This window comes from Bacteroides sp. (genome assembly GCF_030151085.1).
GTDB lineage: Bacteria > Bacteroidota > Bacteroidia > Bacteroidales > Bacteroidaceae > Bacteroides.
In genome coordinates, this window is sequence record NZ_JASLER010000093.1 from 1 (window position 1) to 15970 (window position 15970).

At 40.5% G+C, this 15970-nt stretch carries 14 protein-coding genes; 6 read left to right on the forward strand and 8 right to left on the reverse strand.

The features are described 5' to 3' along the window. Positions 1-203: 203 nt before the first annotated feature. The gene (locus Q1W14_RS19690) at positions 204-1259 is read right to left on the reverse strand and encodes an efflux RND transporter periplasmic adaptor subunit (protein WP_300704386.1); all 1056 of its coding nucleotides are present in this window, start codon (positions 1257-1259) and stop codon (positions 204-206) included. Positions 1260-1473: 214 nt separating this feature from the next. Between Q1W14_RS19690 and Q1W14_RS19695 the strand changes: the two genes are divergently transcribed. The 4 genes from Q1W14_RS19695 (at position 1474) to Q1W14_RS19710 (ending at position 4507) form a co-directional block, all read left to right on the forward strand. Next, on the forward strand, positions 1474-2373 hold the full coding sequence (locus Q1W14_RS19695) for an AraC family transcriptional regulator (RefSeq protein WP_300704387.1): 900 nt from the start codon (positions 1474-1476) through the stop codon (positions 2371-2373). Positions 2374-2505: 132 nt separating this feature from the next. Beyond that, the gene (locus tag Q1W14_RS19700) at positions 2506-3036 is read left to right on the forward strand and encodes an HAD family hydrolase (protein ID WP_300704388.1); all 531 of its coding nucleotides are present in this window, start codon (positions 2506-2508) and stop codon (positions 3034-3036) included. A 14-nt stretch (positions 3037-3050) separates the two neighbouring features. Further along, positions 3051-3632, forward strand: a complete 582-nt coding sequence (locus Q1W14_RS19705; RefSeq protein ID WP_300704487.1) for a Maf-like protein — start codon at positions 3051-3053, stop codon at positions 3630-3632. 5 nt (positions 3633-3637) lie between these two features. Beyond that, positions 3638-4507, forward strand: coding sequence for a hypothetical protein (locus Q1W14_RS19710; RefSeq protein WP_300704389.1), 870 nt, complete (start codon positions 3638-3640; stop codon positions 4505-4507). Positions 4508-4558: 51 nt separating this feature from the next. On the opposite strand, the gene Q1W14_RS19715 is transcribed toward Q1W14_RS19710, so the two are convergent. The 7 genes from Q1W14_RS19715 to pheS form a co-directional block, all read right to left on the reverse strand. Further along, complete coding sequence (locus Q1W14_RS19715) at positions 4559-6754, reverse strand: tetratricopeptide repeat protein (protein WP_300704390.1); 2196 nt, start codon at positions 6752-6754, stop codon at positions 4559-4561. A 66-nt stretch (positions 6755-6820) separates the two neighbouring features. After that, complete coding sequence (locus Q1W14_RS19720) at positions 6821-7735, reverse strand: glutaminase (RefSeq protein WP_300704391.1); 915 nt, start codon at positions 7733-7735, stop codon at positions 6821-6823. Between the two features lie 17 nt (positions 7736-7752). Further along, positions 7753-8775: a porin gene (locus Q1W14_RS19725; RefSeq protein WP_300704392.1), complete on the reverse strand. Its 1023-nt coding sequence runs from the start codon at positions 8773-8775 to the stop codon at positions 7753-7755. A 111-nt stretch (positions 8776-8886) separates the two neighbouring features. Then, positions 8887-10146 carry a phosphoglycerate kinase gene (locus Q1W14_RS19730; protein WP_300704488.1) on the reverse strand — a complete coding sequence of 420 codons (1260 nt, stop codon included), beginning with the start codon at positions 10144-10146 and terminating at the stop codon, positions 8887-8889. A gap of 86 nt (positions 10147-10232) precedes the next feature. Then, a complete protein-coding gene (gene nth / locus Q1W14_RS19735; RefSeq protein WP_300704393.1) occupies positions 10233-10907 on the reverse strand; it encodes an endonuclease III in 675 nt (224 codons plus the stop codon). Further along, positions 10904-12100: an MFS transporter gene (locus tag Q1W14_RS19740; RefSeq protein ID WP_300704394.1), complete on the reverse strand. Its 1197-nt coding sequence runs from the start codon at positions 12098-12100 to the stop codon at positions 10904-10906. Before Q1W14_RS19740 ends, nth begins: the two co-directional genes overlap by 4 nt. Before the next feature lie 102 nt (positions 12101-12202). Continuing rightward, positions 12203-13222, reverse strand: coding sequence for a phenylalanine--tRNA ligase subunit alpha (pheS, locus tag Q1W14_RS19745; protein WP_300704395.1), 1020 nt, complete (start codon positions 13220-13222; stop codon positions 12203-12205). A gap of 420 nt (positions 13223-13642) precedes the next feature. Here pheS and Q1W14_RS19750 point away from each other — a divergent pair, with 420 nt between their 5' ends. After that, positions 13643-15313 (forward strand): sialidase family protein, encoded by a 1671-nt coding sequence (locus Q1W14_RS19750; protein WP_300704396.1) that lies wholly within the window; start codon positions 13643-13645, stop codon positions 15311-15313. A gap of 57 nt (positions 15314-15370) precedes the next feature. Then, entirely contained in the window at positions 15371-15952 is a 582-nt protein-coding gene (locus tag Q1W14_RS19755) for an RNA polymerase sigma factor (protein ID WP_300704397.1), read from the forward strand. Positions 15953-15970: the final 18 nt, after the last annotated feature.

Below are 15970 nucleotides of genomic sequence, written 5' to 3' on the forward strand. Positions count from 1 at the left end.
CAGGAACGCAGGCGGCAGTTCAGCAGACATGCCTTCAGCGTCCGTCCCGACAGTTGGCCGGACAAAGCCGGATCGGGCACCTGTGGACAAAGATGGCCCGCGACACCGCCCTGTGAATAGGCCACCCGGAATGTCGGACCGGGCTGTTACCCGGCCACCCCGCAGCAGCCCGCAAAACGCCCGTCCAGTCAGGGTCCCGGGCGCTAGTAGGCTCGCGGGCGTGGACAGTTTGTTCGATGACGCGGGGGAGCAGGCCGCGGCCAAGGCCGCGCCGCTCGCCGTGCGGATGCGGCCGCGGACGCTGGATGAGGTGATCGGGCAGGTACGCCTCCATGAATCAGTATTCCAGTTTCGATTGTTCTTTTTTCTGCTTTTCCGTCAGCATTTACCCATACAAAGGAGTGGTTGTTCTCATCCAACTGCACTACCTGGACCGGTAAAACAATAGCTGTTCTTTCTCCTTCCGGCTTTTCAATATGCACATGGCAAATCATTCCCGGCATTAATTCCTGTTCCGGATTATTTATCAATGCTTTTACCTCATACGATCTGGATAATGGGTTGGCAGCTATCCCTTTTTCGACCATACGTCCCTCGAATATTTTGTTGCCCAATGCCGGAACTTTTATCTGTACGACTTGACCGATGGCTATTTTGGCAATTTCGTTTTCAGGAACTGCCACCTTTATTTTTACCTGGTTGATGGTAACTAGTCGGACTATGGGCATTCCCGGCAGTATATTTTGTCCTGTCTCTACATTTTTTTCTGATATAACTCCGCTAAAAGGGGCATACATCCTACAATCATCCAGACTTTTTCGGGCTATTTGTTCGGCGGCTGCGGCTTGTTTTAGTTTACTCTGTGCTTCGACCCATTGTATTTCGGGTAAACTACTATTGTCATACAACTGTTTCAGCCTTTTGCAGGCATCTTCTGCTTGCATCAACATGGCAGCGGTGGCATTATGAGTATTCAGAAGAGTCGTTTCTTCTACTGTTGCAATCAATGCTCCTTTACTTATCTGCTGGCCGACAGTTACTTGAATGCTTCCGACTGTTCCTCCTATGGGAAAGCTTAAAGTGGTTCCCGTAGTTTCTTCTACAGTTCCCGAAAATCCTTGTATGCCATTTAGGACAGTTTCCTTTATGGTGAGCGTTTCAACTTTTACAGGCGCTACACTTGTTTTCTCTTTAGTTTGTTTGCATCCTATCAGCAAAATACCCAGTAATAATACTCCAAAATAGTTTTTCTGTTTCATTTTAGATCTCAAAAATAAATTATTAATTTTCTTTTTTGATTGCGAAGTTGTGGCTTTTTTGAACAGTAATGGTGTTCCTAAAAATGTTATAAGTGTTCTATTTTTCTCGGTATGTGCTCAAATGAGATGAATGGAACACTATTTGTGCAATATAGAGTACTTCGTTTACTGAATAAATGATCATCTTTGCATCATTCAAAATCGAAATGGAATAATGGAAACAGCAGAAAGACATCCTATCCGGGAAATATCTATGGATAATATAAAGGATGAAGAAATGGTAGATTATGTGGATGGAGATATTGCCATAGCTGATGATATAAGAGAACTACCTTGTTATAACAATGATACTATCAAGCTAAAGATGACGATCATTATTATGTGTATGAAAGGAAAATTACAACTGGATGTTAACAGTAATACTTATGTTATTCATGAGAGTGATATGCTATTCTGCCATCCACATATTTTGCTCAATAATTATATGATTAGTCCCGATTTCGAAGGAAAAATGATAGGTTTATCCGAAAGGGTTGTGCAACGTTTTCTTCATAATGGAATTGATATCTGGGATAAGGCATTCTATATCAGCAAGAATCCCATCATTCATATTGATGAGGAGGATCAAATTATATTCAATCACTATTATGAATTGATAAAGTTGAAAATCAACCAGCCTCCCAGATTGTATCATAGCGAAGTTATATATTCACTCTTACAGGCTGCTATGCTTGAAATATGTGTAGACTTGGACAATTTCGTTTCTGCTAACGAAGTAGACCAGTCCAAGCAAGGGGAACTTTTACTTAGAAAGTTTATAAAACTGTTGGATGAATATGGTGCGAAAGAGCGATCTGTTACTTTCTATGCGGAAAAGCTTTGTGTTACTCCTAAATATTTATCGTATGCTTGCAAGATATCCAGCAAAAAGACTGCGCTCAAGTGGATACACGATTATACAACAGAGAGAATCAGATATCTCTTCAAGCATTCTGATAAATCTATCAAAGAGATTTCAAACGAATTGAACTTCCCGAATATTTCATTTTTTGGAAAATATGTGAAGATTCATTTTGGCATGTCACCACGGGAAGTTAGAAAAAGTATTTCATAACTATTCTTTTTCTAATTGCTTTTCGTTACTTTTACACACTTTAAAGCAAACACTAAGTTTCAAGCTTTGAAATAAGGGCGGTATCCTTATGCCGCTTGTATAGAACTTATAGATAAATAAAAAAGAACCGTTGTGAGTACAATCAATTACGACTTGAAGAAGATAAAAGCCCTTCTCTTTGATGTGGATGGAGTGCTGAGTGCAAATGTTATTCCTATGAGTACAGAAGGTGAACCTCTGCGTACAGTTAATATAAAGGATGGGTATTCCATTCATTTAGCTGCTAAACAAGGTCTTTTACTTGGGATCATTACAGGTGGGAAGACCGAAGCCGTTCGTAAACGTTTTGTTTCTCTTGGAATTCCTGCCGAAGATATTTATCTGGGCTCCTCTGTGAAGATACATGATTACCGGGATTTTTGCGACCGTCATGGATTGAAGGATGAGGAAATATTGTATGTAGGTGATGATATTCCTGATTTGGAAGTGATGCGTATTTGCGGACTGCCATGTTGTCCGAAAGATGCCGCTTCCGAAGTGAAAGAAATTTCCCGTTATATTTCTTATGCCGAAGGTGGTTATGGCTGTGGTCGCGATATTGTAGAACAGGTGCTGAAGGTAAAAGGACTTTGGATGTCCGATGAGAAAGCCTTTGGATGGTAGGAGGAAAATGTATGATATTAGATAATCTGAAAAAATATAAAGTAATACTTGCTTCTAATTCACCACGTAGAAAAGAATTATTGGCTGGCTTGGGAGTGGAATATGAGGTCAGGACTTTGCCTGATGTTGATGAATCTTATCCTGAAACATTGCAGGGAGCGGATATTCCACTTTTTATAGCTAAAGAGAAAGCGGATGCCTACCAAGCAATGATTCAATCGGATGAGTTGATGATTACTGCCGATACAATTGTTTGGTTGGATGGGAAGGTACTTGGTAAGCCAAAAGATAGGGAAGATGCTTTGCAAATGTTACGTGATATGTCAGGTCGTACACATGAAGTCTTTACCGGAGTTTGTATCACTACGACAGAATGGCAACGTAGTTTTACAACTCAAACGGAGGTACGCTTTTCCAAATTGAGTGAAGAAGAAATTATTTATTATGTGGATAAATATCAGCCGATGGATAAAGCCGGTGCATACGGCGTACAGGAATGGATTGGCTTTATCGGCGTAGAGAATATATCCGGAAGTTATTATAACATTATGGGACTTCCGGTGCAACGGCTTTACAGAGAACTTCTAAAAGTATAGAAACTATGGTAAGTATGAATGATAATGCAATATGCTGTATGTCCGGCGGATATAAAAACGTCTTTACTCATGGTGTCTTAAAAGCATTTGAAGATAGTGGTATAAGGGCAAAAGCATACGCAGCTTGTTCATCTTCAGTGCTTATTGCGGCATTTGCTGCATTCAATAAAATCTCTGCGTTAGATCTTACACTTTGGAGCGACGGATATGAGATTAGTCAAAAAGAAGGTAATCAGAGTGAGGCAATGCTAGAGTCTATACAAAAATTGTCTCAGGATATAGTGGACAACTTATGGGAGGTGAATGCTGCTCGATTTTTGGTTGCAACAAGTTATGTAAAAACAGAAGAGGCAGCTCTGATCACCCAATCCGCCGGTGCTAAGAGATTGGGACAAATGCTACTCATAAATGCTTTAAGGCATAGATCAGAGTGGAAAGATCAGAATTTGGAATCGGAAGTTTTTGATACTCATTCCGAAGATAAAAAGAAATTGCTAACTAAAGAGAATTTTAAAGATGTAGCTTATGCAACTACACGTATGCTTCATGCTTGGAATATTCCTGCATATATTAATAATAAGGCTTATGTAGATGGTAGTTATACTTCTTTATGTCCGGTTCGTCCTCTTTTGGAACTGGGTTATAAAAAGATTATTTGTATCAGTACCGAAAAAGAGAACGTTACATTTGATTTGTTTTCAGAGGAAACGATCCCTAATAAAATTAATGACTCAACAATCGAGTTTATAAAGCCGGATTGTGAACTGAAGGAGATAGGAGTTGATTTTTACACTATTTCTGGTTATGGATTGGAAGAGGTCTATAAGCATGGATATGCAAAAGGACTAGACTATATCAGCAATTATACTGAATGAAAGAATAAAAAAGCGAGCCTCAATAGTCATGTATTAAGGCTCGTTTTTATTTTATATCAAATCTATCATCAAAGGAATATTTTTCTCGTCAATACCAAGTTTAACAAGGGTATCTTTGTCTTTATTGAACATCTCCCAAAACGCTTCCCGACTATTGCTTTCTAAAGCAGCTTTTCCATAAAACCCTATAGCATTTTCAATATTGCCCAATCTCCAAGCCACATGACCTGCATTCAGATAATCACTAGCAATAGGTTTAAAGTCGAGTATCTTTTCATAATACTTCATGGCTTGCTCGTATTTGGCACTGACAAAAGAACACCAGCCTATGGCACGCCATGCTTTTATACTATTATTTTCAATGAAATCCAGTTTGAAGAAATATTGCAAGGCTTCTTCGTATTTTTCTTGTTCGGCAAGACAACTTCCGATATAGAAAATAATATTGTGACTTTCAGGTTGAATGATTTCTGCCTTTTTATAATACTCCAATGCTGAAGTAAAATTTCTGATTTGCCGATAGCAAGTAGCAAGATGACGAATCGTCCATACATGGTCGGGTTTCAATACATCAGCTTTTAGGTAAGCATCAATAGCTTCTTGATAGCGCTTTTCCTTTTGCAGGCAATATCCTGCTTTTTGAAAGATATCCGCATCAGCATGATTCAAGGCTATCAGTTCTTGATAGATTTCCAGTGCTTCTGCCGGGTGTTCCTTACGGAAATGGAAGTCGGCAACAGTAGCCAGTAAATCTGGTTTGCACAGGATGTCTTTCAATGCCGGGATGCGATGCAAGACAAAATTTTCCTTGAAGATATCGCGGAACTCATGTCTGCGCTGGCTCAGTTTAAAGAAACGGTATAGATCATGCAAATATTGGTTGCTGATAACTTCCGGGCGCTCGGCATACTGTTTCAAACTGGAAGATTTATTTTCATTCATCAATTCATTTAAATCTTGCGAGGTCATTTGATTAAGCATCATGTTGCGTTGAGCCTGTGGAATGTGTGCCATGGTGAAGCAAAGGGAGTACTTATCGCTGTTGCAAAAGAATCCTGATTCCAATATTAAAGAAAGTATGGCATTATCTCCCGATGGTATGAATCCAAATTCTTTAATGACACTGGAGTGCTGCATATCAAAAGGATAGAACCAGTTATGAGGTTCTTTGAAGAACGGATAACTTTTGAGTTGTGCAAATGTACTCATATATACATCGGCGCCTTCTAATTGCAATTCGTTCATCTCACGTAATTTGTCGCCTATGCCCGATTGCTCGAAAGCTTGTTCCCAATCGGGGTTACGATCGTTCTCATCCGCTGCGTTATCTTCAAAACCGAATTTCATATTGCGCATGATATTCACGTTCTTCATCATTTCGGGGATGATTTCTTCGCGCATCTTTTTGTCTATCTTCTCTGTTTCCTGACTGCGGAGCAACTGGATATAAATCCGGTTCAGTTTCTTGCCAAAACTGATATCTTCATTAAATAATGAAAAGCGCGCCATCAATTCCGGATAAAGTGATAAACGAGTAGGATGAACATGTAGTACTATAGCTATTCCTACCAAAGCCCGTTGGTTTACACGGATATCAGCATGTGTCACTGCATCGAGTAGCCATGAGAATTTACGAGCGTCAAAACATTCCATCAGGCTTAACATGACAGCACTGGTAAATAGACATAAGTCATTGACGGGCAGCAATTCCGATTCTAATAATCCTTTGGCTTGTTGTTCGTTCTCTACCGACCAGTTACTATCACTCCAAGTAGAAAGAAACAGAACCTGAGCAGTTTCTTCATGTCGTTTCAGTACGGCATCCAATCCTTGATTATTAGGCATCAATTGGCAAACTGCCATATCATCCGGAAAAGATTCTAATACTTTTTGTAAAGTAGCAATATCATATTCCTTTGGGAGGCGTTCCCGATTATTACGTAAGGAATGGTAATAGTGTAATGAGGTTCCGTCCAGCAAACTGAGACGTGTTTGATCCGCAATCTCCCAAGTATCTGCAAACAGTTGGCGGTAAAGCTTCTGCTGTCCGGGATCTTTGGTACCTTGCCTCATATACTGCAACATATACTGATAGGAAGTTTGCACTTGTTCCAAACGGTTACGAAGATTCCAGTTGCCACTATTCCACAAAAAGGCATCTAGTTGAGATTGTGCTTCTTTTAACCGTTTTTGTTGCAGCAGGGTGATGATATGCTGATATTGTTCTTGTATAGTTTGCTCATTCATAAAATTGTATCTTTAAGGGACATACTTTATAAAAGTACAAAAAGGATGCCAAAAAGTTCGGCTACTCTAGAAAATACTGATGGCAGTTTTAGTAGTCAGTAACTCCAATGCTTTCATTCCCATCACAGAGTTTCCCTTGGCGTTAAGTCGCGGGCTCCATACGGCTACTGAATATTTGCGTGGGCAGATAGCGGCTATACCTCCTCCGACACCACTCTTACCGGGTAATCCAACCAGATAGGAAAATTCTCCCGCTTCATCATAAAACCCGCAAGTCTGCATGATAGCGTTGATACGCTTGACCTGTGAAGTTGTGAGTGAAGTATCTCCGAAACTGAATGGATGTGTATGATCGGCAAAAGGTAGAAAGGTGCGGGAGAGTTCCCGGCAGTTCATCTCTACCGAGCATTGTCGGAAATAGAAGCTGAGCACACGTTCCACATCATTTTCAATATTCCCATAATACTTTAACATATTGACAATGGCTGCATTCAGAAAACCTGTTTCACGCTCGGAAGTAGCCATGCTGTCATTGTATTCTATCTCTTTGCAACCGCAAAGTTGGCGTACAAAAGCAAGATATTCCTCCTCGGGATCGGAGAGGATAGATAATAAAATATCTGTCATGACCAAAGCTCCGGCATTTATCAGGGGATTGCGTGGAATCCCCTTTTCCATTTCCAATTGAATGATGGAATTAAAAGCATTGCCGGAAGGTTCAACACCAATACGTTTCCAAAGCCGGTCGCCCATGCGGCTGAAGCCCATGGCAAGCGAGAGTACTTTAGAGATACTCTGTATGGAGAAACGCTCGTCACAATCTCCCATTGCATATTCCTTTCGGTCAATAGTGTACAGGCAAATGCCGTAACGGTCGGGGGTGACTCTTTGCAATTCGGGGATATAAGATGCCGGAGCACCCATCGTTGCGTATGGCTGTATCTCCTGATAGATTTCTTGTAAGATATTGGTGTAGTTCATGGTATGATAGATTTAGGTTAGAATCTTACTTGCAATTGCGCTTGCAGTAAGTTCGAATTTTCTCCTTTGTGGCGATTGCAGTATGTGTATTGAGCCTGCACGCGACATTTGGGATAGAACCAGTATTGCACACCGGCAACGTAATTGGTTTGCTTGAATTCGGATGTACGCTTGTCTTTGTTCAGATAGTCGTATGAAGCGATTACATCAAACTTTGGCAACACATGAGCGCAAGCGGTCAAGTAATAACCATCGCTCTTGATTGTTCCATCTTTTCCGGCAAGGTATTCTGTACGCAATTCTATCGGTTTGGTAGTAACGACAGCGCCCAGTGCCCAACGGTTACGGGTATAGTTTTCGCCTATTTTGATATCCGGGTTTACATCTGAAATTTTCACGGCATTTCCTTTACCTTTAATGAACGATCCTCCTACAGAGAGCCAGTTCAACGGATTTACCATTACACTACCTACAATGTCTTTCTGATTGTTTCTATCTTTTACATTGATGCCTTGTCCGTTCATGACGGCAAAATTGTAGCGTACCAGTTTCTTGAAAAGATCACCATAGATCAATAAACCCATATCACGACCGCCACATGATTCGTAAAGCGGATTGTTGAATCCTGCAAGATAACTTACTGCTTGAGAGTAGCAGTTAATCAGTTCCACTGTAGTAGGGGACATCGGGTTCTCGATACTGAACATTGTTTTGAATTGTCCTACACGGGCAGTGAGTTGGGGAAGAAATTTATATTCCGTATAAACTTCCAGCAGATCGCCACCACCTGCAAAGTTATACATGAAGTAACATGACCATTTATCGGTAATTTTACCTTCGGCCATGAAGATGATGCGTTTGATATCGAATGTATTACTGCCTCCGTTGAGGTCGTCGTATGTATAACCAGTCTGCGCATAACCGGCAAGGCTGATACGGTCTTTCAGGGTATTTACTACTTTGTTCAGTGAAGTTCCTTCTTGCGCTGTGAGATAATGAGTTGTAAATAGTAGAGCGATGAATAAAAGAATTCGTCTCATAAGAATAGATATAGATTATTAAAATAGGCGCGGATTGCACGGGCTACACGGTATTCCATCCGTGAAGTCCGCGTAATCCGCGCCTTATGAAATAGGCATAAAGCCTGTTACTTATTCGTTGATTGCAGCAATACCCGGAAGAACTTTTCCTTCAATTGCTTCGAGCAATGCACCACCACCGGTTGACACGTATGATACGCCGTCTGCCAAACCGAACTTGTTAACACAAGCAACAGAGTCACCACCACCTACGAGTGAGAAAGCACCGTTCTTAGTAGCTTCAACGATAGCTTCGCCTACAGCACGTGAGCCGTGAGTGAAGTTTTCGAATTCGAATACACCTGTAGGACCGTTCCAAAGAATAGTCTTTGAGTTCTTGATAACGTCAGCGAAGATTTCTTCAGTCTTAGGACCGATATCCAGACCTTCCCAACCATCAGGAATTTCGTCTACTGCACAGAACTTAGTGTTAGCATCGTTAGAGAAAGCGTCAGCGATTTTAGCATCAACAGCTAATACAAGGTTTACACCTTTTTCTTTTGCTTTTTTAATCAAGTCAAGAGCCAGATCCAGTTTGTCATCTTCACAGATAGAGATACCGATCTTGCCACCCATAGCCTTAGTGAAAGTATAAGTCATACCACCGGCGATGATCAGGTTATCAACCTTGTCAAGCAAGTTTTCGATGATTTCAATTTTAGAAGAAACCTTAGAACCACCCATGATAGCAGTGAACGGACGTTTGATGTCATTCAATACTTTATCAACAGCCTTCACTTCTTTTTCCATCAGGTAACCGAACATTTTGCTGTCTTTGTCGAAATATTTAGCGATCAAAGCTGTAGAAGCGTGTGCACGGTGAGCTGTACCGAATGCGTCGTTTACATAGCAGTCAGCATAAGAAGCCAATTTCTTGGTGAATTCTTTCTGGCTTTCTTTAACGGCTTTCTTAGCGGCAGCTTTTTCTTCGTCTGTAGCATCTTCAGCTAAGCCACGAGGCTTGCCTTCTTCTTCTGCATAGAAACGAAGGTTTTCGAGCAACAATACTTCACCTGGTTGCAGAGCAGCAGCTTTCACTGCAGCTTCTTCGCCCATACAGTCGTTAGCAAACTGTACTTCAACGCCCAGCAGGTCAGATAAATGTTTCAGGATGTGCTTCAAAGAAAACTTATCAGCCGGACCTTTCGGACGACCGAGGTGAGAACCGATAATTATACTACCGCCGTCAGCCAAAATCTTCTTCAAAGTAGGAAGAGCAGCACGCATGCGGGTATCATCTGTAATGTTGAAGTTTTCGTCCAAGGGTACATTGAAGTCCACACGAACGAATGCCTTTTTTCCGGCAAAGTTAAATTGATCAATTGTCATAATACTCTATTTATTTAAAAGTGTTACTAATTCTTTTTTGTGAGCGCAAAGTTACTATTTATTTCTCTTTTTCGCTATGAATTCGTAATTTATTCTTCGTCTTTACTGCTCTCTTGGGTTACTTTATATTTCTGGCAGTAATATTTGCACAGCAATTGTAAACCGCAGTTGTCACATTGTGGTGTACGTGCCTGGCACACATAACGGCCATGTAGAATAAGCCAATGATGGGCAATAGGAATGTCGGCTTCGGGTATGTGTTTTACCAGTTCTTTTTCTACACTGAACGGCGTGGTACATTTGTCGGACACTAAGCCTAAACGGTGGCTTACACGGAATACATGTGTATCTACAGCCATTGCAGCTTTATTAAAAACAACAGACTGAATAACATTAGCTGTTTTGCGTCCTACACCGGGGAGTTTGATGAGTTCTTCCAGAGTGCCGGGTACTTTGCTGTTAAAGTCTTTCACCAGCATTTTTGCCATACCGACCAAGTGCTTGGCTTTGTTGTTAGGATAAGAGACGCTACGGATGTATTCGTATACTACTTCGGGAGTGGTAGCAGCAAGTGCTTCCGGGGTAGGGAAGGCTTGATAGAGTCCGGGGGTAATCATGTTTACCCGTTTGTCTGTACATTGTGCAGAGAGAATAACTGCTATCAGTAGCTCGAACGGATCATTATAATGTAACTCGGTCTCGGCTATCGGACGGTTTTTCCTGAACCAGGCAATTATTTTCTCATAACGTTCTTTCTTTCTCATCTTAATTTGTTTTTATGATAATGCGGTGAAACTTTCAAATTGAAATAAAAAACAGAAATTACTGTAAGGCATGCACCAAAAAAGTAGGCCATATCAAATGAGGTGATTTGAGCGATATATCCACCGGCAGTCAGTCCGATACCAATGCCTACATCCCATGAAGTAAGATAGGTGGAAGTAGCTGTACCGCGTTGGCTATTGGGAGCCAGATTGACAAATAGCGTATTGAATGCCGGGAACATTGTTCCGAAGCCTACTCCCAACAGGAGGGCTACCATAAAGAATAATATATTTGTCAGTTCCGGAGTTATTTTCATCAAAATGCCGCAAGCAGACAGAATAAAGAAGCAGGAACAAACAAGATATAGCCCTAAAGTAATAACTTGGGTAATACGTCCCTTATCTACTTGTTTACCAGAGAATATGCGTGAAACAGCCATGCCGACAGCCATAAAAGTAAAGAAAAGCCCGGAGTTCAGAGAAATTCCGATTTCTTTAGCATACATGGCTATATAGGTGCTCGTCATACCGTATGGTATAGAGAGTAGGAGTAGGGCAATTCCGGCAGGAATTCCTTTCAATAATACAAAGCGGTCCAATGATATAGGTTCACGTTTGACGGGTTGCTTTGGAGGTGTCTTAACCAAACATGCGGCAACAAATCCGATAGTTCCTGATATAAGTGAGCAAGCAAAGATCGTTTCAAAAGAATAAGCATCGTGCATAAAAAGTCCGATCATCGGACCGAAGCTCATGGCGGTATTGTTCATCAAGCCATAGTAGCCTACAGCTTCACCGCGTCGAGAGGAAGGGGTGATATCGATTACTATCGTATTTCCGGCTACTGTTACCATTCCGAAGGCAAGTCCGTGAACTACCCTCAACATAATGAAGATAGACAAAATACCTGCCAGCATATATCCGGCAAAAATAGTAATGAATATAAAATATGCCACCAGGTATAGTGGTTTGCGTGATAAAGTATCAAGCAGATAACCGGAAAAAGGACGGATACAAAGAGAGGCAACAGTGTAGCATGACAAGATAACACCTACTGCTGCATTTCCGGTATTGAATACCTCCGTTAAGTAGAATGGCAGAATAGGTAGTATCAGATAAAAGGCAAAGTACAAAAGGAAGTTGGCAGCCAGAATCAGGCAATAACCGGGAGTTACAAGTTTGTCTTTTGCCATAACATTATAGTGATTAATGATTAACGATAAACGATTAGTGATTAATAGTATACTGGGAATGTGCAGCCTACTAATCACTAATCGTTTATCACTAATTACTATTTAGTACGCGCTCTCGAATTCTTTCAAGAAGCGTGTATCATTTTCAGAGAACATACGAAGGTCTTTAACTTGGTATTTTAAGTTGGTAATACGCTCTATACCCATACCGAGTGCATAACCACTATAGACTTTGCTGTCTATACCGTTACTTTCCAATACATTCGGATCGACCATACCACAACCTAAGATTTCAACCCATCCGGTATGTTTGCAGAAAGGACAACCTTTTCCACCACAAATGTTACAGCTGATATCCATTTCAGCACTTGGCTCTGTGAAGGGGAAGTATGACGGACGCAGACGAATCTTAGTATCGTTGCCGAACATTTCTTTAGCGAAGAGCAGTAACGCTTGCTTCAGGTCAGTAAAAGATACATCTTTGTCAATGTACAAGGCTTCTACCTGATGGAAGAAACAGTGCGCGCGGTAACTGATGGCTTCATTACGGTATACGCGTCCCGGACAGATAATGCGGATAGGAGGCTCTGAAGTTTCCATAGCACGAGTCTGTACGGATGAGGTGTGAGTACGCAGTACAACATCAGGATGTGCTTCAATAAAGAAAGTATCTTGCATGTCACGGGCAGGATGGTCTTCTGCAAAGTTCAGTGCAGAGAACACATGCCAGTCGTCCTCAATTTCCGGACCTTCGGCAATACTGAAACCGAGACGGGCAAATATATCGATAATTTCGTTCTTTACGATAGTCAGGGGGTGACGTGTGCCTAGTTCCATTGGATAAGCGGAACGGGTTAGATCAAGATCATCACAACCGTTGTCCTGGCTTTCGAACTGTTCTTTCAAAGCATTGATTTTGTCTTGTGCTTTGGTTTTCAGTTCATTCAGTCTCATGCCGACTTCTTTCTTTTGATCGGCTGCAACATTACGGAAGTCCGCCATCAAGTCGTTGATGGCTCCTTTTTTACTAAGGAATTTGATGCGAAGAGCTTCCAACTCTTCTGCATTGGCAGCTTTCAGTGCTTCAACTTCAGCAAGAAGTTGTTCGATTTTAGCTATCATATCTTGTAATTTTGTTTATTTCCCATTCATGCATAAAAGCGGTGCAAAGATACAATTTTATCATTGTTTTGCCGCTAATCACAGAATAATATTCGAGGAAATGCTGAATTTATTCATTGTATGCGAGTTTAAGTAGTTCAGTTTGCTAATGAAACTTTTTTTCGATGCCTTCAAAAGATTCATTATTTACTAGCGAATCTATATTTCACGAGTTGAAATATAAATTTCAGCCTTTGATTTTTATATTTCACGGCTTGAAATATAGATTTCAAGTGTTGATATGTAGTTTCTTTTGCGATTAAGAAAACTTTCCTTGGTATCAATGAACTGTTTTCTTAGGCAAGTGAAAAAGTATGATGTAGTGCTTATAAGTCATTTTTTTATGTAGTTTTGCTGATAATAATCAAATCTAATTGCACTATGAAATCATTATTTACTTTTATTGTTGTGAGTTTCGTTATATTCTCCATTCAAGCTTCTGATACTCTTTTTGTGAAAGAGGCTCAAATACCTATTCTTGTTGAACGGCAGGATAATATTCTGTTTTATTTGCAGTTGACAGCCAAAGAAACTCAGTCGTTGGATAATCTAGTATTGCGTTTCGGTGAAGATACTGATATGAATACTATACAATCAGTGAAACTATATTATGGCGGTACGGAAGCATTGCAAAATTATGGAAAAAAACGCTTTGCTCCTACATCTTATTTATCTGCATTTACTCCGGGTAAAACTCTAAAAGCCAATCCGTCTTATTCCATTTTGAAATCTCAGATAGATTGTCCGCAACAGAATATTGAATTGAAAGGAGTTGAGAAGTTATATCCAGGGGTAAATTATTTTTGGGTCAGTATACAAATGAAGCGCGATGTGCCACTAACCACTAAGGTGTCAGTGGAGATCGTATCGGCTTCATTGGATGGAAAGCGAGCGCTTATAGAAGTCGTATCTCCACAAAATATAGAACATCGTGTGGGAATAGGAGTGCATCATGCCGGAGACGATGGAGTTTCTGCATTCCGTATTCCCGGATTGGTAACGACGAATAAAGGTACATTGCTGGGTGTCTATGATGTACGTTACAATAATTCTTATGATTTGCAGGAACATGTAGATGTAGGGCTTAGCCGTAGTACAGATGGCGGACAGACATGGGAGAAAATGCGATTACCTTTATCTTTTGGAGAAACAGGTGGATTGCCTGCCGGGCAAAATGGGGTAGGAGATCCTTCTATATTAGTTGATACTAAGACAAATACGATTTGGGTTGTAGCTGCGTGGACACATGGCATGGGTAATCAACGGGCTTGGGTAAGTTCTCATCCTGGCTTGGATATGAACCATACTGCCCAGTTGGTTATGACTAAAAGTACAGATGATGGTAAAAGCTGGTCAAAACCTATCAATATCACGGAGCAAGTGAAAGATCCGTCTTGGTATTTCCTGTTGCAAGGTCCCGGACGAGGTATAACAATGCATGATGGAACTTTAGTTTTTCCTACTCAGTATATTGATTCTACCCGTATTCCGAATGCAGGGGTTATGTATAGCCGGGATCATGGAAAAACATGGAAACTACATAATCTCGCCCGTACAAATACTACCGAAGCACAGGTGGTGGAAGTAGAACCCGGAGTCTTGATGCTGAATATGCGTGATAACCGTGGAGGTAGTCGTGCTGTAGCTACAACAAATGATTTGGGCCGTACTTGGACTGAGCATATATCATCGCGTAGTGCATTGCAGGAACCAGTTTGCATGGCAAGTCTTATCTGTGTAAAAGCTGCTGATAATAGCTTGGGCAAGGATCTTTTGTTATTCTCAAATCCGAATTCTACAGAAGACAGGAAATTCATCACTATAAAAGCCAGTTTAGATAATGGTATAACTTGGCTGCCTGAACATCAGGTACTGCTTGATGAAGAAGGTAGCTGGGGATATTCATGCTTATCGATGGTAGATAAAGAGACGGTGGGAATACTCTATGAGAGTAGTGTGGCTCAAATGACTTTTCAGGTAGTTAAATTGGAAGACATAATAAAAAAGTTCTACTTCACTATATTGAAGTTTAACAAACAATTGTATGATTAGAAATACAAAAAAACTATATTTGCCACACAAACCATCTAAAACAGTCGCAATCTAATTTTGGAAACACACATTGATAATATTGAAGAAAGATTGATTAGTGCTTTGAAACTAGGATCTGATAAAGCCTTTGATAGTATATATCAGATGTATTCCAAACGTTTATATGCTTACTGTCTTCAATTTACTAAATCTCCAGAAGAATCTGAGGAAATCGTACAAGATGTTTTTGTGAAACTTTGGCAGAACCGTGCTCAAATCAGACAGAATGAAACTTTACGCTCATTGCTTTTTATTATGGCTAAGCATCATTTAATCAATGCTTATCGCTCTAAGATCAATCATCCGGTTTATGAAGAATTTGTCGATTATAAAGATACTTTATCTATTGAAGATGCGCATTCCCGTTTGGAATATAATGAATTTAAACAAGCATTTCAAAAAGCGATAGAATCGCTTCCTGACACCCAACGGAGAGTTATTAGTTTATCGCGCATTCATCAGTTATCCAACAAAGAAATAGCTGAAAAACTCTCTCTTAGTGAGCAAACAGTAAAGAATCAGATATCACTTGGGCTGAAAGTCTTAAAGGAAAAATTGAATAAAATTTTGTGGATTATAATGTTACTATTTATTAATTAAACAGGATATTTCGGTACT